Source organism: Leclercia sp. 119287 (genome assembly GCF_009734485.1).
GTDB classification, from domain to species: domain Bacteria; phylum Pseudomonadota; class Gammaproteobacteria; order Enterobacterales; family Enterobacteriaceae; genus Enterobacter; species Enterobacter adecarboxylatus_C.
The window spans coordinates 1-20325 of record NZ_CP046445.1 but is presented as its reverse complement, the minus strand read 5'-3'; the positions used below and the strand labels follow the sequence as shown (position 1 = coordinate 20325).

Sequence of the window (20325 nt, the reverse complement as noted above, 5' to 3'; positions counted from 1 at the left end):
TTCGCTTTCAAAATATCTTACCAAATAAACTATTAGTCGTTCCGTTATTAAATTACAAGCAACACTCAGCTGGATTTTATTCATCCGGAAGCGAATATCACGGAGGTTGACTGCATTATGTTTTCTGACTTTATTTCAGTAATACAATCCTTTCTAACCGAACCCGCTATTTTAATTGGATTGCTGGTGGGACTGGGTTATGCCCTTGATAAGAAATCGCCGATTAAAATTATTACCGGTATGGTTAGCGCCATGGTGGGATTAATGATGGTGCTCTTTGGCGGGTTTCAGTTTTCAGCCACCTTTAAACCCGTTGCCGATGCGGTCAGTAAATCTTATGGGATCCATGGTTATTTAATGGATTCCTATGCCATGAAAGCGGCAACCCAGATTGCGCTTGGGGATAATTTCGGTTTTGTGGGCTATGTGTTTGTGCTGGCCTTTTTTACCAATCTGCTGCTGGTTTTATTTGGCCGCTACACAAAGGTAAAAGGCATTTTTCTGACCGGCAATACCGGGGTGTCTCACTCCCAGGCAGTGCTGTGGCTGATCGTCTTCTGGCTGGGCTTTGGCTGGGTGCAGTCAATTATTATCGCCGGAATTTTAACCGGGGTATTCTGGGCGTTCGCCACGACCCTGATCGCCAAACCGGTCGCCAAAATCACCAATAATGCGGGCTTTACCATTGCTCATAACCAGATGCTGGGGATCTGGTTTTTCTCGAAATTTGCCCACCTGTTTGGCGACGCTGAGAAGCAGGATGCTGAAAACATGAAGCTACCCGGCTGGCTGGCGATTTTTAACCATAACGTCACCTCCATCGCCATAGTGATGACCCTGTTCGTTGGCGGGTTCTTACTGACCACCGGCATCGATAACGTTCAGGCCATGGCAAAAGGTAAGCCCTGGTATATCTACATTATAAATCTCGGCCTGCAGTTCTCTATGTATATGGTGATCCTGTTGCAGGGCGTGCGCATGATGGTCGGGGAAATTAACGCCTCGTTTAAAGGCTGGCAGGATCGTTTAATTCCCGACGCTATTCCCGCCGTCGATGTCGCAGCGTTATTACCCTTCTCCCCGAATGCCGCCACCCTCGGATTTATTTTCTGTACCTTCGGCACTATTTTCTCGATGGGCATTCTGCTTATTACCCATAGCCCTATTATGGTGCTTCCCGGTTTTGTACCATTATTTTTCTCCGGCGGCCCAATTGGAGTATTAGCTAACCGGCTGGGTGGTTATCGCGCCGTGATTATTTGTACTTTCCTGCTGGGGATTATTCAAACCTTCGGCACCGTATGGGCCATTCCCTTAACCGGACTCGCCGCCGAAGGGGTGGGCTGGACCGGTATTTTCGACTGGGCGACGTTATGGCCAGCGATTTGCGAAGTACTTAAGTTTATTGCCTCAACGTTCCATCTCGGGCCTTACGCGGGCTAAATCATCTCATTGTGAAAAGGATATCGTTATGAAAGACAAAATTAATATTCTGTTTGTATGCGGCTACGGTGTCGGCAGTAGCGTGATGTTGCAGACGGTGGTGAAAAAAGCGTTAGCCAAATATGACATTCATTTCGACATGGAGCATACCGCCGCGGGCGAGGTCGGCGGATTTACCGACTGGGCCGATATCTTCGCCATTTCGAAAAAACTGATTGATGTGGTGAGCCTCGATCCGCGCCATGGGCAGTATCTGATCCCCATCGAAAATATTATGGACGGAGAGACCATAGGGAAGCAGATCTATGCCGTGGTGGAAGAACATTTCCCGCATCTGGTAAAGGCCCGTTAAGGAGCGACGATGAAAGCGATCATTCTGCTCTTCGACAGCCTGAATAAACACTATCTGCCGCCTTACGGGGATACGATCACCCGGGCGCCGAACTTCCAGCGTCTGGCGGCCCGCTGCGCCACCTTCAACAACAGCTATGTCGGCAGTATGCCCTGCATGCCGGCTCGCCGGGAGCTGCACACCGGCCGGTATAATTTTCTGCATCGGGAGTGGGGGCCGCTGGAGCCGTTCGACGACTCCATGCCGGAGCTGCTGAAAAAAGCGGGCGTTTATACCCACCTGATCAGCGACCATCTGCACTACTGGGAGGATGGTGGGGGTAACTACCATAATCGCTACAGCTCATGGGAAATTATCCGCGGCCAGGAGGGGGATCACTGGAAGGCCAGCGTCGCCGACCCGGCGATCCCTGAGGTATTGCGGGTGCCGCAGAAGCAAACCGGCGGTGGCGTCTCCGGGCTCTGGCGACACGACTGGGTCAACCGCGACTACATTCAACAGGAGGCGGACTTCCCGCAAACCCGGGTCTTTAACGCCGGATGCGAGTTCATCGACAAAAATCATCAGCAGGACAGCTGGCTGCTGCAGGTGGAAACCTTCGACCCGCACGAGCCGTTTTATACCACTGAAGCCTATCTCTCGTTGTATCAGGATCCCTGGGAGGGCCCGCACTACGACTGGCCGCGCGGCAAAGTGGAAGAGAGCCCGGAGGCGGTAGAGCATATTCGCTGCCGGTATCGCGCCCTGGTCTCCATGTGCGATCGCAACCTGGGGCGCATTCTCGACCTGATGGACCGCCACAATTTGTGGCGCGATACGATGTTGATTGTCGGTACCGATCACGGCTTTTTGCTCGGGGAGCATGGCTGGTGGGCAAAAAACCAGATGCCCTATTACAACGAGGTGGCGAATAACCCATTGTTTATCTGGGATCCGCGCAGCGCCCATCAGGGGGTGCAGCGGGATGCGCTGGTGCAGATGATTGACTGGGCGCCCACGCTGCTGGAGTTCTTTAACCAGCCCATCCCGCCTGATGTTCAGGGTCGCCCGTTAGCCCGCATTCTTGAGGATGACACCCCGGTGCGTGACGCTGCGCTGTTCGGGGTTTTCAGCGGGCATGTTAACGTCACGGACGGGCGCTATGTCTATATGCGCGCCGCGCTGCCCGGGCGTGAGAATGACATCGCCAACTACACCCTGATGCCGATCAAGATGAATACCCGCTTTACCCCGGATGAGCTGGAGTCGATTGCCCTGGCACCGCCCTTCCGCTTTACCAAAGGGGTTAAAACGCTGCGGATTCCGGCCCAGGAAAAATACCCGGGAGTCAATCGCGTCGGCCATCTGCTGTTCGATTTACACACCGATCCGTACCAGCAGTGCCCGATTGAGGATAAGGCCATCGAAGCGCGGATGATCGCCCTGCTGGTGCGTCTGCTACGTGAGAGCGACGCCCCGGCAGAGCAGTTCGCCAGATTAGGGTTAGCGGTTTAACCCATCCCCCAGAACAGCACCGCCAGCAATTGCGGTGTGATAATGCGCATGAACATCACCAGCGGATAGACCGTGGCGTAGGAGAGCGCCGCCGCACCGCTGGTGGCGTGCAGGTTGTTGGCAAAAGCCAGCGCCGGAGGGTCGGTCATCGAACCGGCCAGCATGCCGCACAGGGTCAGGTAGTTCATCTTCGCCAACAGCCGCGCCAGAATGCCCATAGTAATCAGCGGGACGGCGGTAATAAGTATGCCATAGCCAATCCAGCTGACCCCGTCGCCGCGGGCCAGCGTCTCGACGAAATCACCGCCCGATTTCAGCCCCACCACCGCCAGAAACAGGACGATCCCCAGCTCGCGCAGGGCGAGGTTGGCGCTCGGGGGCATAAACCAGTAGAGCTTACCTACGCAGCCGATACGCCCGAGGATCAGGGCCATAATCAGCGGCCCGCCTGCCAGCCCCAGCTTGAGCGCCACCGGGAACCCCGGCACGTACAGCGGGATGGAGCCGAGCAGCACGCCAAGACCGATGCCGATAAATACCGGTAGCATCTGTACCTGCTGCAATTTTTGTTGCGCGTTACCCACGATATTGGCGACGGCATCGATGGAGGCCGGACGCCCGACCAGGTTGAGGATATCACCAAACTGCAGGCTGGCCTCCGGGCTGGCCACCAGTTCAATCCCGGCGCGATTCAGCCGAGAGATCACCACGTCATAACGCTCTTTTGCCTGTAATTCGCGGATTTTCTTGCCTAATACTCGCTCGTTCGTTACCACCACCCGCTCAACGCGCATATCGGTGCCGCGGGTGGAGAGCGAGGTATCAACCTCCTGACCAATCACCAGTCGGGCGTTATGCAGGTCCGCCGGCTGGCCGACGAGGTGCAGCAGATCGCCGGTCTGGATCACCGTGCCGGGCAGAGGCACCATCAGGGTCTGCTCGCGCTTCAGGCGGGAACAGATAATGTTGGCGCTGTTGAGGATCGGCACATCCTGGATCGCCAGGTTGTTAAGATTAGGGTTGTCGACGCGGATGTTGATGGTTTTGATCAGCGCCTGACCCTGGGTAAGCGTGGATTCGTGCTGCTGCGCTTCCTGCTCGACGTTAATGCGAAACAGAACGCGCATCAGCCACATGGTGAGCAGAATGCCGCAGATGCCGAACGGGTAGGCCATGGCGTAGCTCATACCCATCTGATCCACGATGCCGGACTCAATCCCCAGATCGCGCAGGATTTGCTGCCCGGCCCCCAGTGCGGGGGTGTTGGTGACCGCGCCGGAGAATATGCCCAACACCACCGGCAGCGGGATGGCGAAGAGCTTATGCAGCAGAGCGGTGACCAGCCCGCCCATCACCACAATCCCCATCGCAAAGAGGTTGAGACGCAGGCCCGAGACGCGCAGCGAGGCGAAAAAGCCGGGCCCGACCTGAATGCCGATGGTGTAAACGAAGAGGATCAGGCCAAATTCCTGAATAAAATGCAGCATTTGCGCGCTAAGGATGATGCCCAGCTGGTCGGCAAAATGGCCGACAAATATTCCGCCAAACAGCACGCCGCCAATGCCGAACCCGACGCCGCGGATTTTGACATTGCCTATCCACAGCCCGACCACCGCAACCAACGCCAGGATACTGACCGTTAACGCTATATCACTCATGACGGCATCCCTGTGAATAACATTATTATTAACAGGGATTCTCGCAGAGCGCAGGCGGGTTGTATGGGCGATGGCGCACAAAAAAGCCTCGCGGAGCGAGGCTTCAGGTTTGCCCGGCGGCGCTTCGCTTGCACGGGCCTACGAGCTATGTAGGTCGGGTAAGCGTAGCGCCACCCGACACGATGGCATTAGCTATTCAACGCCGGGCGTTCGCTGATGGCGATCCGCTGCGGAGCAATCTCTTCCGGCACGTTGCGGGTGATGTCGATATGCAGCAACCCGTTAGTAAAGGTGGCGCCCGTCACTTCCATATGTTCAGCGAGGGTAAAGCTCAGGCTGAACGGCTGAGTGACCAGCCCCTGGTGCAGCCATTTGGTTTCGGTCTCCGGTTTTTCCGGGGTGCCTTTTACCGTCAGGCGCGTGCCTTCCAGCTGGATATCAAGGTTCTGCTGGCTAAAACCCGCTACCGCGAGCGTAATGCGATAGTGGTTATCGTCGCTCTTTTCGATGTTATACGGCGGGAAGGTCTGGCTTTCAGTGGTGCTTTGCAGCGCGTTAGCCAGTTTGTCAAAACCGATCCACTGACGCAGCAGAGGGGATAAGTCGTAATTACGCATGGTAGTTCTCCTTCTGAGAAGCGAGTTCGGCACAATTTTGTGCGCAGTTGTCCAGGCAAATCCTGTTGGATCCGCCTTTGCTCCCGATATCGGCAAGCATTCAGGTATGGGCCGCCGCAGCGACCCGAACAATTAATTAATCTCGATACGGCGCGGTTTTTTCGCTTCCGGGATCACACGTTCCAGATCGATATACAGCAGGCCGTTGACCAGGTTCGCGCCGTGAACGTGAATGTTCTCAGCTAACTGGAACTTACGCTCAAAGTTACGTTCCGCGATGCCCTGATAGAGGTAGGTACGTTCTTTCTGCTCGCCCGCATGAGCGCCTTTCACCACCAGCAGGTTGTCCTGCGCGGTGATCTCCAGTTCGCTTTCAGCAAAACCGGCCACGGCAATCGCGATGCGATAGTGGTTTTCGTCAACTAATTCAACATTGTATGGAGGATAGCCGTTGCTCTGGCTTTGGTTGTTTTCTAAATGATTGAACAGACGATCGAAGCCAATGGCTGAACGATAAAGCGGAGAAAGATCAAAGTTACGCATACAGTTAAAACTCCTGAAATCAGCAAGAATTGTCGCCTTCCACGGTGGACAGGCTGGGGTATCCCAAACGCCCCTCAGGCACGTTTGTTCATTGATACACTCTTAAAATGGGTCTGCTTCCGGTCTTTTCAAGAGCAGCGCAGCGAGAATTTTTTGCACTTTGCGGGTACTGGAATAGACTGGGACTACAGCACGTAAGGTTAAAATGCGATAGGTGCCACAGAGCGGTACTTTTCAACTATTCATTTTGACAATGGCCCGTTATAAACCCGGTTGCGGGTCTGTATTGGGCCATTGATGATGACTGACTGATAATGAAAAATGTTCTGATAAAGCTGACGATGTGCAGCGCGGTGGTTGTGCTTTGCGGATGTTCGAGCGTGATGTCTCACACCGGCGGTAAAGAAGGAACGTATCCCGGAACGCGCGCCAGCGCAAACATGCTGGCGGATGACGACACCAACTGGGGCACCAAATCTCTGGTGGTGCTGGATATGCCGTTTACTGCTGTTGTTGATACCCTGCTGCTGCCGTGGGATCTTTTCCGCAAGGATAAATCCGTTCGCTCCCGCGTGGAGCAAAGCGAGGAGAAGACGCTGGCGACCAACGCCGTCATCCCCCCCGCTGAGATGCCCTCTCGCTGATTAGTACCCGGTTTCTGTTATCCACAATTGACGGAAGCCCTCGACCTCCTCCATCCAGGCCAGATAGCGCCCGTCAGGTGAGTAAACCACCGCATCCCCCGACGGCGGGTTGCCGTGATCGGACGTCAAAAACGTTACTTCACCAGATGTGGCATCGCAGCACGCAATACGATCCTCCAGCACAAACCCCAGCGAATGCCCCGCCGGATGCCAGTTAAAGGCCGACTGGATATCGCGTTGATTATGGGTGAGCTGCCGGGGCTTTTCCCCTTCCGGCGCGATCAGCCACAGCTGCACCACACCTTTATCATCACGCATCAGAAACGCGATTTGCGTCGCCTGCGGGTTACTGCGTACCCAGTGACGCGGCACGTTCACCAGCCCCGGATAACCATGGTCATGGGTAAAGGTTAAACGGCGCTGCTTCACCCCGGCAGGAGGTGCGGGCATACGATTCGCCGTGCCCTGCAGCGGGAGATCGCCCGCCAGTTTCCAGCCCTGTTCGTCTTTCGGCAGGTCAACGATAAACAGCTCCGGCACTTTTTCACCGTCAGCGGAAAGGGTATCGCCGATAAAAGCCAGCCGGTCGTTGCCGATCCAGCCCTCTTCATAGGCGCGGTTGATCTCATCGCTGCCGGGTTGCGGCGTCGGGGTTGTACAGCTGACCAGTACGCTCCAGTGTGTGCCGGCATATTCCCGCGGATGGTTGCCTGCGGGTGTCACCGGACCAAAGGGTGCAGCCACGCCCACGTTGCGTAAATCGCGCTTCGGATCGTACTCGTGCAGCACGTGGTCGTTATAGGTAAAGCTGACGTACTGCCCGTCCGGGCTATATACATGGACATGGCTACCGCCGCGCAGCGCGCCGGGCGTGAAGGGCGCGGTAATATCCATCGCATCGAGATTGTTTACCTGCCCCTGTCCGGCAATCACCCCCTGGCGGTGGTGAAAATCGTACTGCCAGTGGGCATCAGGATTTTGCGGGCCGTGAATAAAGACGTATTGATTTTCCGCAGGATGAACGGTCACCACCCCAACGTGCGCGCCGTTGCTGGCGCGATAAATCACCTCCACCTCACCCGTTTCGACGTTAACCCGCTCTATGGTTTCGCCGGTAAAGGACGCGCCCGAAGGACGGACGTCAAAGACCAACCACTGGCTATCTGCGGTCCAGGTGCGGGTGTTGGTGAGCTGATGGTTGCGGGGAGCGAAGGTGATTTGTTTCATGAGGATACCCTGATGCGCGGATGTGGCATCAGGGTATAGCATTGCCGGGGATTAGCCTACCCGTTTCACGTCGCCTACCAGCAGGATGTAGGAGAGCGCGCCAATCAGGGCTACCGCTGAGATATAGACCAGCGCCGGGCCGAAACCGTAGTCCTGTGCCAGGTAGCCGATCACCAGCGGCACGGTGATCCCGCCCAGGCCACCAACGAAGTTAAACACTCCGCCGGTCAGGCCAATCAGACGCATCGGTGCCAGTGACGATACCAGCGACCAGGTGATAGAGGCAAAGCCATTCCCGAAGAATGCAACCGCCATCAGAGTCATAATCCACACCGGATCGTTGGTGTAGTTTGCGCCCATGATACAGGTAGAGATCAGCAGCCCACAGATGATCGGCGTTTTACGCGCGATGCCGAGGGAGTAGCCTTTTTTCACCAGCTTATCCGCCAGCCAGCCGGAGAGCAGCACGCCAAAGAAGGCCGCCAGGAACGGCACCGTGGTCATAAAGCCCGCCTTCAGCGCGGTAATACCTTTCTCCTGGGTCAGGTAGTTCGGGAACCAGGTGAGGAAGAACCACAGCGTCGAGGTGACAGCAAACTGGCCCAGGTAAACGCCCACCAGCTTACGGTGGAACACCAGCTTCCAGTCGGCTTTGGTCAGCGGCTGACGCGCCTCTTTTTTCACTGGTGCATCGCCGTCGACCAGACCACCGCCATCGCGGATGTAATCCAGCTCGGCTTTGCTGATGCTTTTGGTCAGACGCGGCGGCTGATAGACCTTAATCCAGATAAACGACCAGATAATGCCGATCCCGCCGGTGACGATAAAGACCCAGTGCCAGCTCAGCAGCTCCTGGATCCAGATCAGTAGCGGGGTCAGGAACGCGAGGCCGACAAACTGGCCAGAGGTATAGAACCCGACCGCAGAGGCGCGCTCATGCTCCGGGAACCAGCTGGTGACCATACGGTTGTTGGTCGGGAATGCCGGAGCCTCGAAAATACCGGTGATAGCACGCAGGCCAATCAGCGACATTAAGCCGGTGGCAAAGCCCTGGAACAGGGTCGCCACGGACCAGCCGAAAATGGCGATAAAGTAGGTCAGGCGTGAGCCGACGCGGTCGAGGAACCAGCCGCCCGGGATCTGGCAGAGCGTATAGAGCCAGGCAAAGGCCGAGAAGACGTAACCCATTTCCGCTTTGGTGATACCAAACTCTTCCTGAATATGGGCCGAGGCCACGGCCAGGTTGGCGCGGTCGACATAGCAGATGACCACCGTAATAAAGATCATCATCAGCGTCAGGTAACGGCGACGCCCGGTTTTTGTAGCAGTAACTGGAATATCCATCGCAATCTGTCTCCAGATTTTGGGCATAGCGAAGCCGCTCACCATGCCCTGTAAATTACAGAGGGTGTATTTGATTTTTTAATTAAAAACTTAACCAGAATGCGCTAAATAATTCGTGCTGGGGGAAGGCGGCAAGTTTTCGCATCCCCGGGAGCATACAAAAGTATGTGACCGGGGTAAGAAAGCGCAGCCAACGCATCACCAGCGCGAAGTATGACGCGCATTTACCACTCGGCTACAGAACCGTCTTCATGACGCCACAGTGGGTTACGCCAGTCCGGCGCGTTTTTACTCAGCTCAATGACTTTGGCTTCGTCAATTTCTACGCCAAGGCCCGGCTTGGTTAACGGTTTGAAGAAACCGCCTTCCATGCTGAAGTCTTCTTTATTTTTCACAAAGTCGAGCAGCTCCGCGCCCTTGTTGTAGTGAATGCCCATGCTCTGTTCCTGGAACACGGCGTTGCGCGAGACGAAGTCCACATGCAGACAGGCGGCCAATGCAATCGGCCCCAGTGGGCAGTGCGGCGCCAGCGCCACGTCGTAGGCTTCTGCCATCCCGGCAATTTTGTAGCATTCGGTGATGCCGCCCGCGTGGGAGAGATCCGGCTGCAGAATCGCAACGCCGCCCGCTTCCAGCACGCGTTTGAACTCGAAGCGCGAGAACATACGTTCGCCCGCCGCGATCGGAATATGGGTCTGTTCCGCCAGTTTCGGGTAGTACTCCGCCTGCTCGGCCAGCACCGGCTCTTCGATAAACAGCGGACGATACTGCTCCAGCTCTTTGATCAGCACTTTCGCCATCGGCGCGCTGACGCGGCCGTGGAAGTCCAGACCAAATTCAATCTCGTTGCCGAAGGCCTCTCGGATCTGCGCCACGGTATTCACGGCGCGATCGACCGCACGCGAGTTGTCGATAATGCCCATCTCCTCGCAGCCGTTGAGCTTAAAGGTGTCAAAACCGATGCCGCGCAGCTTGTTGATGCCGTCGATCACCTCTGCCGGACGGTCGCCACCTACCCAGCTATACGCTTTGATTTTGTCGCGCACCAGGCCGCCCATCAGCTGCCAGACCGGGGCATTCAGCACTTTGCCTTTGATATCCCACAGCGCCTGGTCGATACCGGCGATAGCGCTCATCATGATCGGGCCGCCGCGGTAGAAGCCCGCGCGGTACATCACCTGCCACAGGTCGTTAATGCGTGCCGGATCCTGACCAATCAGGTATTCGCCCAGCTCATGCACCGCCGCTTCGACGGTGCGCGCACGGCCTTCGATGACCGGCTCGCCCCAGCCAACCACCCCTTCGTCGGTTTCGATTTTCAGGAACATCCAACGCGGAGGTAAACGGTACGTGGTGAGTTTGGTTATTTTCATTTCACTGCCTCTCGATACGCTTTCACAAATGCCGCTGCCTGCTGCGCGGTACGTTCTACGGTCTGCCCGGCGCGATAGAGATCGCTGCCCAGCCCTGCGCCGACACAACCGGCTTTCATCCATTGAGCCAGGTTTTCTGGCGTTACGCCGCCCACGGCAAAGACCGGGACGCTGGCGGGCAAGACCGCTTTCAGCGCTTTGATGTATTCCGGGCCAAAGGCCGACGACGGGAAAATTTTGAGCGACTGCGCGCCCGCATCGAGAGCGGTAAAGGCTTCTGTGGCGGTGGCGCACCCTGGGCACACGGTCATGCCGTAATCCACCGCACGGCGGATCACCTCAGGGTTGATATTCGGCGTAACGATAAGCTTGCAGCCCATCTTCGCCAGCCGATCCACCTGCTCAGGCTGTAAGACGGTTCCTGCGCCAATCAGCGCCCTGTCGCCAAAGGCATCCACAACCGCCGGAATGCTTTTTTCCCACGCCGGGGAGTTGAGCGGGATTTCCACCGCGTCGAATCCGGCGTCAATCACCGCGCCAACGTGGGCTAAAGCCTCGTCAGGGGTGATGCCGCGCAGAATCGCGATAAGGGGAAGATTAGTTTGCCACTGCATGAGCGATGCTCCTTATTCCTGCCTGAAATGCCGTGTCGCCTTCCACCGCCGCCACATCGCGCCCGATGGCGTGGAACGCCTGACGGTAACGTGAAGTCAGTGATGAACCCGCGACGAGGGTGATGGACTGCTGCCCGGCGAACTGCTCGCTCAGGGTGGCGACTTCTGCGCCAATCAGCAGGCCCGATAAAAATTCGCTGACCTGCTCGCGGGGAAGGGTTCCCAGCACGTGCGAGGCGCGAACCTCAAAAAGCTGCGGCAAAACGGCAGGGGAAGCGATCCCGCGTTCAAGCCCGGCGGCAAACGCCTCAGGCGAGGCTTCTTGCTCAGGTAAACCGGCACCCACCAGCGAATGCTTAAGCAGCAAATGGTGCAATTCGCCGGTCATCACGGTGCGAAAATCGTGGATTTGCTGAGCATCGGCCTGCACCCATTTACAGTGCGTACCGGGCATCACGTAGACAGAAGAAGGAGAGAGCGTGCGCGCGCCGAGCAGCTGGGTCTCTTCGCCGCGCATTACGTTATGGTTATCGTCACGTGAGACGCGCAAGCCGGGAATGATCCAGACGTTGTCGCCAACGGACGTTAACTGTTCGCCAATGGCAGAGAAATGGGCAGGAATCGGCAGATATGGGGCTATCTTCCAGCCCACGTTGCTGCCGACCATTCCCGCCATCACCACCGGCGTGGCGCCGTCGCGCCAGTTTTGTGTCACCTCTGCTAACACCGCCTCGGGGGATTTACCGTTCAGACGCGTGACGCCTGCTTCGGATTGCCTGCTCTCCAGGCACTGCTCGCCCTGATACAGCCAGGCGCACAGATTGGTTGATCCCCAGTCAATTGCGATGTAGCGAGATGTCATGTGATTTCCTTCAACCTTCGTGTTGAGCTGGCGATCATGGTTAACGCCGCCTGCTCTGCCGCATCGCTGTCCTGATGCCGTATCGCATCGAACAGCGCTTTATGTTCCTGGAGCGTCTTCGGCATGTTGGCCTCATCACCCATCCAGGTTCGTTCAAATACTGCTCGCTGTAGCGAGCTGATCGCCACGCTCAGCTGCTGTAACACCGGGTTATGCACCGACTGCAGCACCGCTTCGTGGTAGCGGATATCCGCCTCGTTAAAGGCATCCCGGTCCTGGTTGTTGACGATCATGTCGTTCAGGGCCGACTCAATCTGCGCCAGGTCGCCGGAGGTTGCGCGTTCTGCCGCCCAGCGGGCGATAGCCGGTTCCACCAGGTTCCGCACCTCGCTCATCGCGCCGATCAGCCGTGGGTCATAGTCGTTTTCCAGTACCCACTGCAGAACGTCGGTATCGAGGTAGTTCCACTGGTTACGCGGGGCGACAAAGGCGCCGCGATAACGCTTCATTTCAATCAGCCGCTTCGCCATCAGCGAGCGGAACACTTCCCGAATGATGTTGCGCGAGGTTTCAAACTCCTCACACAGCTCCGCCTCTGCGGGCAGCGGCGAGCCGGGAACGTATTTGCCACCCACAATCTGGGTGCCCAGCGTAATGACGATGCGATCGGTTTTATTGAGAGTCATGGAGAGTCCTTGTGCTCTGTATGTCCATCACTACTTTACCGCGACCGCTGAATTTCGCCTCAATTTTGCAGTACAAACGTGATGCTATTCGTCATTGCCGTGGTCGTAATGTAGTACAATCAGATAATGTTGTACTACAATCTGGATCACAAAAAGAACAATCAGTGAAAGGAATGTTAAAGAAAGGTTCCTGCAGGGATAAAAAAACCCGCAACGTGTGCGGGTCATGGAGCGCGGATTTTGCCAGGTCTTAGTTCAGTACAAACTTCTCAATAGCGTATGCCACGCCGTCTTCGAGGTTAGATTTGGTGACGAAATTAGCCACCTCTTTCACCGACGGGATCGCGTTTTCCATCGCCACGCCTAAGCCAGCATATTCCAGCATCGCAATGTCATTTTCCTGATCGCCCAGGGTCATGATCTCTTCCGGTTTGATCCCCAGCGCGTCGGCCAGCGACTTCACGCCGGTGCCTTTATTAACGCGTTTATCGAGGATTTCGAGGAAGTACGGCGCACTTTTCAGCACGGTGTACTTCTCTTTTACTTCCGCCGGGATGCGGGCGATGGCCTGATCCAGAATCGCAGGCTCATCAATCATCATCACTTTCAGGAACTGGGTAGCCGGATCCATCTTATCCGCTTCGCAGAACACCAGCGGGATAGTGGCGACGAAGGATTCATGCACCGTGTAGTAGCTGATGTCGCGGTTGGCAGTGTAAAGCGTGTTGCGGTCGAGGGCGTGGAAGTGCGAGCCCACGTCGCGGGAGAGTTGTTCCAGATAGCGGTAATCGTCATAGCTCAGCGCCGTTTGCGCCACCGTGCTGCCATCGGCCGCTTTCTGCACCAGCGCGCCGTTGTAGGTAATGCAGTAATCACCCGGCTCATTCATGTGCAGCTCTTTCAGGTAGCTGTGGACGCCAGCATACGGACGACCGGTGCACAGCACCACGTTCACGCCTTTCGCACGGGCTGCGGCAATCGCGTTCTTAACGCCTGGAGAGATGGTGTGATCTGGCAGCAGCAGCGTGCCGTCCATATCGATTGCAATGAGTTTGATAGCCATGGGATCCCCGGTTGGAATGAGTCTGGACTCATGCTAACGCGATTCCGCTCAAAAAACAGTAAAGAAAAGGGGGATAGAAAGGGGAAGCGGGATTCCTCTTTTGCGGGCAAAGAAAAGCCCGGTGGCGCTAGCGCTTACCGGGCCTGGAACGTGGGGCGTTACATTAGATATCGATGTTCGCCGCTTTCAGGGCGTTCTCTTCGATAAAGGCACGACGTGGTTCAACCGCATCGCCCATCAGGGTGGTGAACAGCTGGTCCGCTGCAATCGCGTCTTTTACGGTGACGCGCAGCATGCGGCGGCTTTCCGGATCCATGGTGGTTTCCCACAGCTGATCCGGGTTCATCTCGCCCAGACCTTTATAACGCTGAATGGAGAGGCCACGACGGGACTCTTTCACCAGCCACTCCAGCGCCTGCTCGAAGCTGGCCACCGGCTGACGGCGCTCACCGCGCTCGATAAAGGCATCGTCTTCGATCAGACCGCGCAGCTTCTCGCCGAGAGTACAGATACGACGGTATTCCGCACCGGTCACGAACTCCTGATCCAGCGGATAGTCGGTATCCACACCGTGGGTACGCACGCGGATCACCGGCTCGAACTGGTTCAGTTCGCTGTTCTCGTTAACGTCGAACTTCCACTGGCTGCCGTGCTGCTCGTTCTCGTTCAGATCGGTCACCAGGGTGTTCACCCAACGGGTCACGGCCTGCTCACTGCTGAGGTCAGCTTCGGCCAGCGTCGGCTGATAGACCAGCGCTTTCAGCAGCGTGCGCGGGAAGCGACGCTCCATGCGGCCAATCATCTTCTGGGTCGCGTTGTACTCAGACACCAGACGCTCCAGCGGTTCACCCGCCAGCGCCGGGGCGCTTGAATTGGCGTGCAGGGTCGCACCGTCAAGGGCGATAGCGATCTGGTACTGATCCATCGCTTCGTCGTCTTTGATGTACTGTTCCTGCTTGCCTTTCTTCACTTTGTACAGCGGCGGCTGGGCAATGTAGACGTGTCCACGCTCAACGATTTCCGGCATCTGACGGTAGAAGAAGGTCAACAGCAGCGTACGGATGTGCGAGCCGTCGACGTCCGCATCGGTCATGATGATGATGCTGTGATAGCGCAGCTTGTCCGGGTTGTACTCGTCACGGCCAATGCCGCAGCCCAAAGCGGTGATCAGCGTCGCCACTTCCTGAGAGGAGAGCATCTTGTCGAAGCGCGCCTTCTCAACGTTAAGGATTTTACCCTTCAGCGGCAGGATCGCCTGGTTCTTACGGTTACGGCCCTGCTTCGCAGAACCGCCCGCGGAGTCCCCTTCCACGAGGTACAGTTCGGACAGCGCCGGGTCGCGTTCCTGGCAGTCCGCCAGTTTGCCCGGCAGGCCAGCCAGATCCAGCGCGCCTTTACGACGGGTCATTTCACGGGCTTTACGCGCCGCTTCACGGGCACGCGCCGCATCGATAATTTTGCCGACCACGATTTTAGCGTCGGACGGGTTTTCCAGCAGGTATTCGCTCAGCAGCTCGTTCATCTGCTGTTCCACCGCCGATTTCACCTCGGAGGAGACCAGCTTGTCTTTGGTCTGCGAGGAGAACTTCGGATCCGGCACCTTCACGGAGACAACAGCAATCAGGCCTTCACGGGCATCGTCACCGGTGGCGCTGACTTTCGCTTTTTTGCTGTAGCCTTCTTTATCCATGTAGGCGTTCAGGGTACGGGTCATCGCCGTACGGAAGCCGACCAGGTGCGTACCGCCATCGCGCTGCGGGATGTTGTTGGTAAAGCAGTAGATGTTTTCCTGGAAACCGTCGTTCCACTGCAGCGCAACTTCAACGCCGATACCGTCTTTTTCGGTGGAGAAATAGAAGATATTCGGGTGAATTGGCGTTTTGTTCTTGTTCAGGTACTCAACGAACGCCTTGATCCCGCCTTCGTAATGGAAGTGATCTTCTTTGCCGTCGCGCTTGTCGCGCAGGCGGATAGAGACGCCGGAGTTCAGGAACGACAGCTCGCGCAGACGCTTGGCCAGAATGTCATATTCAAACTCGGTGACGTTGGTGAAGGTTTCATGGCTTGGCCAGAAACGGACCTGCGTCCCGGTCACGTCAGTTTCACCGGTAACCGCCAGCGGAGCCTGCGGTACGCCGTGCACGTAGGTTTGCTGATGCACTTTGCCTTCGCGACGGATCAGCAGCTCCAGCTTCTGCGACAGGGCGTTAACCACAGAGACGCCAACGCCGTGCAGGCCGCCGGAGACTTTATAGGAGTTGTCATCGAACTTACCGCCTGCGTGCAGGACGGTCATGATCACTTCCGCCGCGGAGACGCCCTCTTCCGGGTGGATACCGGTCGGGATGCCACGGCCATCATCGGTGACGGAGACGGAGTTGTCGGCGTGGATGGTCACCACGATGTCTTTACAGTGACCCGCGAGCGCTTCGTCGATAGCGTTATCCACAACCTCAAATACCATGTGGTGCAGACCGGTGCCGTCATCCGTGTCGCCGATATACATACCCGGGCGCTTACGCACCGCATCCAGCCCTTTCAGGACTTTGATACTGGAGGAGTCATAAGAATTCGACATCAACGTTTCTCGCTCATTTATTCTTGGGTTAATCCGTTATTTTACCCTTTTCCACGGTGAACATCTTCGAATTTTTGTCCGACATGTCCATTACGTGTTCAGCGCTAATCGCACTGACGAAAACCTGCGACTGCGTGGCTTTTAAGCGGCTGGCAAGCAGCCCGCGCCGTGCGTCGTCAAGTTCCGAGGCAAAATCATCAATCAGGTACAGGCAGCGTCGTCCGCTTTCACGGGTTAAGAACTCGCCCTGCGCCAGGCGCAGCGCGCACATCAGAAGCTTGAGCTGCCCGCGTGATAAAGTATCTTCCACCGGCGCACCGTCGGCACGAATGCGGAAATCCGCCTTGTGCGGGCCGTGCGCGGTGTAGGTCAGCATGCGATCGCGCTCGAAGCTTCGCTCCAGCACCTCGGCATAGTCGGTCTCTTTCTCCCAGCCGCGCTGGAAGGAGAAGCTCAGAGAGAACTCGGGTAAAAACTGTTGGCAGGTATCCGCCATGTCCTGCGCGATCCCGGCGCTGTACTCGGCGCGCCAGCGGCTGATCTGCTCCGCCAGCGGAATCAGCTCTTTGTCCCACGCCCGCAGTTGGGCATAGCGGGTAACCTGGCGCAGCGCGGCATTGCGCTGCTTGAGTAGCCGTTTAAGGTTGCTCCAGGCGGTAAAGAAGCCCGCTTCGTTATGGAAGCATCCCCAGTCAAGGAAGGCTCTTCTGTATTTGGGGCCGCCGTTGAGTAAAGTAAACCCCTCGGGAGTGATCAGCTGCATCGGCATCAGCAGCGCCAGCTCGGCCACTTTGTGCCCGTCGGTGCCGTCGATGCGCACCTTGCTGTCACCCTGCTTGTCTTTGGTCAGGCCGATGGCGGTTTCATGATCCTCGCCCTGCAAACGCCCATGCAGGATGAACGACTCCTGCTCGTGGCGAATTACGCGGCCAATCTGCAAACTGCGAAACGCCCGACCATGGCCGAGCGTATAGATGGCTTCCAGCACGCTGGTTTTGCCGCTGCCGTTGGCGCCAACCAGGAAATTAAAGCCGGGGGATAAAGCAAGATCCGCGCTTTCGATATTGCGAAAGTCGCGGATCAACAGGCGGGTGAGCGACATTACAGTCTCATTGGCATGACAACATAAGCCGCGCTTTGGCTGGCAGCATCTTCAATCTGTACGCTCGACACGGAGTCCGTCAGCAGAATACGCACGTTCTCGCACTTCAGCGCATTCAGCACATCCAGCACGTAACTCACGTTAAAGCCGATTTCCATTTCGGTGCCCGCCGCATAGGTAACATCGAGGATCTCTTCAGCCTCTTCCTGCTCCGGGTTGTTGGCGGTGATCTTCAGCTGGTTTTCGCTGACATACAGGCGCACGCCGCGGAACTTCTCGTTGGAGAGGATCGCCGCACGGGCAAAGGCCTGCTTGAGGATATCGCAGCCCGCTTCCAGCGTTTTGTCCGGGTTCTTCGGCAATACGCGGCGGTAGTCCGGGAAACGACCATCCACCAGCTTGGAGGTGAAGATAAAGTCACCGACGTGGGCGCGAATATTATTGCTGCCGATCTGCACGCGCAGCGGGGTTTCGCCGCCGTCGAGCATACGCATCAGCTCAATCACGCCTTTACGCGGTACGATCACCGAATGGTTCGGCAGGCTCACGCCAATCGGCATGGAGCAGACCGCCAGGCGGTGGCCGTCGGTGGCCACGGTACGCAGCTCTTCACCTTCGGTTTCGAACAGCATCCCGTTTAAGTAGTAACGTACGTCCTGATGCGCCATCGAGAACTGGGTGGCTTCAATCAGGCGCTTCATGGTCGCCTGCGGCAGGGTGAATTCAACTTCGCTCTGCCAGTCATCGAGGTTCGGGAAGTCGATAGCCGGGAGCGTGGAGAGCGAGAAACGGCTGCGGCCGGAGCGCACCAGCATGCGGTCGCCTTCCAGCTGCACGGCAATTTCCGCCCCTTCAGGCAGGCCACGGCAGATATCAAAGAACTTACGCGCCGGAACGGTGGTTGCGCCCGCTTCGTGAGGCTGAGAAAGCGTCACGCGTGCGACCATTTCCATCTCGAGATCGGTGCCGGTCAAAGACAGCGTGCCGTCTGCGACCTGCAGCAGCAGGTTACCGAGAATAGGCAGCGTCGGGCGGCCGCCTAAGGGGCCACTCACCTGTTGCAGCGGTTTTAATAAGTGTTCACGTTCAACGGTAAATTTCATAGCGTCACGAAGATAATGTTCTGATTAAATTGGAGAAGTCTTCTTTTATGTCGTGGCTTTCTTCACGCAACTGCTCGATCTTACGACAGGCGTGCAGCACGGTAGTATGGTCACGGCCACCAAACGCATCGCCGATTTCCGGCAGGCTGTGGTTGGTCAGTTCCTTTGCCAGCGCCATCGCCATCTGACGCGGTCTCGCCACCGAGCGGGAACGGCGTTTGGACAGCAAGTCCGCCACTTTAATTTTGTAGTACTCCGCCACCGTCTTCTGAATATTGTCGATGGTGACCAGTTTTTCCTGCAATGCCAGCAGATCGCGCAGCGCTTCACGCACGAAATCGATGGTGATCGCTCGTCCGGTGAAGTTGGCGTTCGCGATCACGCGGTTCAGTGCGCCTTCCAGCTCACGGACGTTGGAACGCAGGCGTTTGGCAATAAAGAACGCCACCTCGCCCGGCAGACGAATATCGTTCTCGTCGGCCTTTTTCATCAGGATCGCCACGCGGGTTTCCAGCTCCGGTGGTTCGATCGCTACCGTCAGCCCCCAGCCGAAGCGGGATTTCAGACGATCCTCAACCCCGTTGATCTCTTTTGGATAACGATCCGAGGTCAAAATGATCTGCTGATTGCCTTCCAGCAGGGCGTTGAAGGTGTGGAAAAACTCTTCCTGAGATCGTTCTTTATTGGCAAAGAATTGAATGTCATCGATCAGCAGCGCATCAACGGAGCGGTAGTAGCGTTTAAACTCTTCGATCGCGTTGTTTTGCAGGGCTTTAACCATGTCCTGAACGAAGCGCTCGGAGTGCATATACACCACTTTGGCATTCGGCTTACGCGCCATGATGCCGTTACCCACCGCGTGCAGGAGGTGCGTTTTACCCAGACCGGTACCGCCATAAAGGAACAGCGGGTTATAGGCGCCGCCCGGGTTATCCGCTACCTGACGGGCCGCCGCGCGCGCCAGCTGGTTCGATTTACCTTCGACGAAGTTATCAAAGGTGTGTTTGACGTTAACGTTAGAGCGGTAAGTCGGCTCTGCCGGGGCCGGAACGTTATCCCAGCCAGCCCGTGGCGCAGGGGCGACACGCGGCATCTGAACCTGCGCGGTTTGCGCGGGTGCAGCGGCGACGTTAACGGTCTCTCTGAGGGTTTGGGTGACCGGTTTTGTGCCCACTTCGAAACGCAGCTGTGGGGCATCGGCACCGCAAAATTCGTTTAGCAGTCCATTGATGTTATTGAGGTATTTGTCCCTGACCCAATCGAGCACAAAACGGTTTGGCGCATACAAAGCCAGCGTGTTATCGCTCAGTTCCGCCTGCAACGGGCGGATCCACATACTGAATTCTGTGGCTGGTAACTCATCCTGCAATCGGGCAAGACACTGCTGCCAAAGCGAAAGTGACACGGCGGACTCCACTCGAACATAAAAAGAAAGCTATTGAATAGTCATGATTGTAGACACACGTCGAAAAGACCCGGCGTTTAAGGGGGACGTGCGAACCGCTCTTTGCGGTTTTTGCCCGACCAGGATCCTGGGATCCGATCGGGACCGCGGATCATAGCCTAAACTGCGCCAGAGATCTTCTGTTTCTCACAGTTTCTTCCCGATTTATCCACAGGAG

The 20325-nt window shown here is 56.7% G+C and carries 18 protein-coding genes; 4 read left to right on the top strand and 14 right to left on the bottom strand.

Annotation, left to right across the window (positions count from 1 at the left end; genetic code table 11):
- Nucleotides 1-117 precede the first annotated feature (117 nt).
- Genes GNG27_RS00090 through GNG27_RS00080 form a run of 3 tightly spaced genes read left to right on the top strand, consistent with a single transcriptional unit; the run spans nt 118 to nt 3289 of the window.
- Complete coding sequence (locus GNG27_RS00090; protein WP_142487675.1) at nt 118-1443, top strand: PTS sugar transporter subunit IIC; 1326 nt, start codon at nt 118-120, stop codon at nt 1441-1443.
- 28 nt (nt 1444-1471) lie between these two features.
- Nucleotides 1472-1795 carry a PTS sugar transporter subunit IIB gene (locus tag GNG27_RS00085; protein ID WP_156262595.1) on the top strand — a complete coding sequence of 108 codons (324 nt, stop codon included), beginning with the start codon at nt 1472-1474 and terminating at the stop codon, nt 1793-1795.
- Nucleotides 1796-1804: 9 nt separating this feature from the next.
- The gene (locus tag GNG27_RS00080) at nt 1805-3289 is read left to right on the top strand and encodes a sulfatase (RefSeq protein ID WP_156262594.1); all 1485 of its coding nucleotides are present in this window, start codon (nt 1805-1807) and stop codon (nt 3287-3289) included.
- Here GNG27_RS00080 and GNG27_RS00075 read toward each other — a convergent pair.
- The 3 genes from GNG27_RS00075 to ibpA form a co-directional block, all read right to left on the bottom strand.
- Complete coding sequence (locus GNG27_RS00075; protein ID WP_156262593.1) at nt 3286-4947, bottom strand: putative transporter; 1662 nt, start codon at nt 4945-4947, stop codon at nt 3286-3288. The two genes, GNG27_RS00080 and GNG27_RS00075, sit on opposite strands and share 4 nt — an antisense overlap.
- A gap of 188 nt (nt 4948-5135) precedes the next feature.
- On the bottom strand, nt 5136-5564 hold the full coding sequence (gene ibpB / locus GNG27_RS00070) for a small heat shock chaperone IbpB (RefSeq protein WP_142487671.1): 429 nt from the start codon (nt 5562-5564) through the stop codon (nt 5136-5138).
- A gap of 132 nt (nt 5565-5696) precedes the next feature.
- Nucleotides 5697-6107, bottom strand: a complete 411-nt coding sequence (gene ibpA, locus GNG27_RS00065; RefSeq protein ID WP_032615564.1) for a small heat shock chaperone IbpA — start codon at nt 6105-6107, stop codon at nt 5697-5699.
- Between the two features lie 311 nt (nt 6108-6418).
- Between ibpA and GNG27_RS00060 the strand changes: the two genes are divergently transcribed.
- The gene (locus GNG27_RS00060) at nt 6419-6751 is read left to right on the top strand and encodes a YceK/YidQ family lipoprotein (RefSeq protein ID WP_142487670.1); all 333 of its coding nucleotides are present in this window, start codon (nt 6419-6421) and stop codon (nt 6749-6751) included.
- Here GNG27_RS00060 and GNG27_RS00055 read toward each other — a convergent pair whose 3' ends face one another.
- The 11 genes from GNG27_RS00055 to dnaA form a co-directional block, all read right to left on the bottom strand.
- Complete coding sequence (locus GNG27_RS00055) at nt 6752-7978, bottom strand: DUF3748 domain-containing protein (protein WP_197090548.1); 1227 nt, start codon at nt 7976-7978, stop codon at nt 6752-6754. It abuts the gene before it with no gap.
- 51 nt (nt 7979-8029) lie between these two features.
- Nucleotides 8030-9367: an MFS transporter gene (locus tag GNG27_RS00050; protein ID WP_185902397.1), complete on the bottom strand. Its 1338-nt coding sequence runs from the start codon at nt 9365-9367 to the stop codon at nt 8030-8032.
- Between the two features lie 179 nt (nt 9368-9546).
- Nucleotides 9547-10695, bottom strand: a complete 1149-nt coding sequence (gene dgoD, locus GNG27_RS00045; protein WP_142487667.1) for a galactonate dehydratase — start codon at nt 10693-10695, stop codon at nt 9547-9549.
- Nucleotides 10692-11309, bottom strand: a complete 618-nt coding sequence (locus tag GNG27_RS00040) for a 2-dehydro-3-deoxy-6-phosphogalactonate aldolase (protein ID WP_142487666.1) — start codon at nt 11307-11309, stop codon at nt 10692-10694. Before GNG27_RS00040 ends, dgoD begins: the two co-directional genes overlap by 4 nt.
- Nucleotides 11293-12171, bottom strand: coding sequence for a 2-dehydro-3-deoxygalactonokinase (locus GNG27_RS00035; protein ID WP_156262591.1), 879 nt, complete (start codon nt 12169-12171; stop codon nt 11293-11295). Before GNG27_RS00035 ends, GNG27_RS00040 begins: the two co-directional genes overlap by 17 nt.
- A complete protein-coding gene (gene dgoR, locus GNG27_RS00030) occupies nt 12168-12857 on the bottom strand; it encodes a D-galactonate utilization transcriptional regulator DgoR (protein ID WP_156262590.1) in 690 nt (229 codons plus the stop codon). The genes GNG27_RS00035 and dgoR overlap by 4 nt, the downstream gene beginning before the upstream one ends.
- Nucleotides 12858-13107: 250 nt before the next feature.
- Nucleotides 13108-13920 carry a sugar-phosphatase gene (gene yidA / locus GNG27_RS00025; protein ID WP_156262589.1) on the bottom strand — a complete coding sequence of 271 codons (813 nt, stop codon included), beginning with the start codon at nt 13918-13920 and terminating at the stop codon, nt 13108-13110.
- A 163-nt stretch (nt 13921-14083) separates the two neighbouring features.
- The gene (gene gyrB, locus GNG27_RS00020; protein WP_142487663.1) at nt 14084-16498 is read right to left on the bottom strand and encodes a DNA topoisomerase (ATP-hydrolyzing) subunit B; all 2415 of its coding nucleotides are present in this window, start codon (nt 16496-16498) and stop codon (nt 14084-14086) included.
- A 28-nt stretch (nt 16499-16526) separates the two neighbouring features.
- Nucleotides 16527-17600 (bottom strand): DNA replication/repair protein RecF, encoded by a 1074-nt coding sequence (recF, locus tag GNG27_RS00015; RefSeq protein WP_142487662.1) that lies wholly within the window; start codon nt 17598-17600, stop codon nt 16527-16529.
- Nucleotides 17600-18703 (bottom strand): DNA polymerase III subunit beta, encoded by a 1104-nt coding sequence (dnaN, locus tag GNG27_RS00010; protein ID WP_032615539.1) that lies wholly within the window; start codon nt 18701-18703, stop codon nt 17600-17602. Before dnaN ends, recF begins: the two co-directional genes overlap by 1 nt.
- A gap of 4 nt (nt 18704-18707) precedes the next feature.
- Nucleotides 18708-20108, bottom strand: a complete 1401-nt coding sequence (dnaA, locus tag GNG27_RS00005) for a chromosomal replication initiator protein DnaA (protein WP_142487661.1) — start codon at nt 20106-20108, stop codon at nt 18708-18710.
- Nucleotides 20109-20325: the final 217 nt, after the last annotated feature.

Coding starts and splice junctions, on each gene's coding strand:
- GNG27_RS00035 (WP_156262591.1), bottom strand. CDS start 12,171: ATGACATCTCGCTACATCGCAATTGACTGGGGATCAACCAATCTGTGC.
- GNG27_RS00090 (WP_142487675.1), top strand. CDS start 118: ATGTTTTCTGACTTTATTTCAGTAATACAATCCTTTCTAACCGAACCC.
- GNG27_RS00075 (WP_156262593.1), bottom strand. CDS start 4,947: ATGAGTGATATAGCGTTAACGGTCAGTATCCTGGCGTTGGTTGCGGTG.
- GNG27_RS00085 (WP_156262595.1), top strand. CDS start 1,472: ATGAAAGACAAAATTAATATTCTGTTTGTATGCGGCTACGGTGTCGGC.
- GNG27_RS00080 (WP_156262594.1), top strand. CDS start 1,805: ATGAAAGCGATCATTCTGCTCTTCGACAGCCTGAATAAACACTATCTG.
- dnaN (WP_032615539.1), bottom strand. CDS start 18,703: ATGAAATTTACCGTTGAACGTGAACACTTATTAAAACCGCTGCAACAG.
- GNG27_RS00050 (WP_185902397.1), bottom strand. CDS start 9,367: ATGGTGAGCGGCTTCGCTATGCCCAAAATCTGGAGACAGATTGCGATG.
- gyrB (WP_142487663.1), bottom strand. CDS start 16,498: ATGTCGAATTCTTATGACTCCTCCAGTATCAAAGTCCTGAAAGGGCTG.
- dgoR (WP_156262590.1), bottom strand. CDS start 12,857: ATGACTCTCAATAAAACCGATCGCATCGTCATTACGCTGGGCACCCAG.
- ibpB (WP_142487671.1), bottom strand. CDS start 5,564: ATGCGTAATTACGACTTATCCCCTCTGCTGCGTCAGTGGATCGGTTTT.
- yidA (WP_156262589.1), bottom strand. CDS start 13,920: ATGGCTATCAAACTCATTGCAATCGATATGGACGGCACGCTGCTGCTG.
- GNG27_RS00055 (WP_197090548.1), bottom strand. CDS start 7,978: ATGAAACAAATCACCTTCGCTCCCCGCAACCATCAGCTCACCAACACC.
- dgoD (WP_142487667.1), bottom strand. CDS start 10,695: ATGAAAATAACCAAACTCACCACGTACCGTTTACCTCCGCGTTGGATG.
- recF (WP_142487662.1), bottom strand. CDS start 17,600: ATGTCGCTCACCCGCCTGTTGATCCGCGACTTTCGCAATATCGAAAGC.
- GNG27_RS00040 (WP_142487666.1), bottom strand. CDS start 11,309: ATGCAGTGGCAAACTAATCTTCCCCTTATCGCGATTCTGCGCGGCATC.
- ibpA (WP_032615564.1), bottom strand. CDS start 6,107: ATGCGTAACTTTGATCTTTCTCCGCTTTATCGTTCAGCCATTGGCTTC.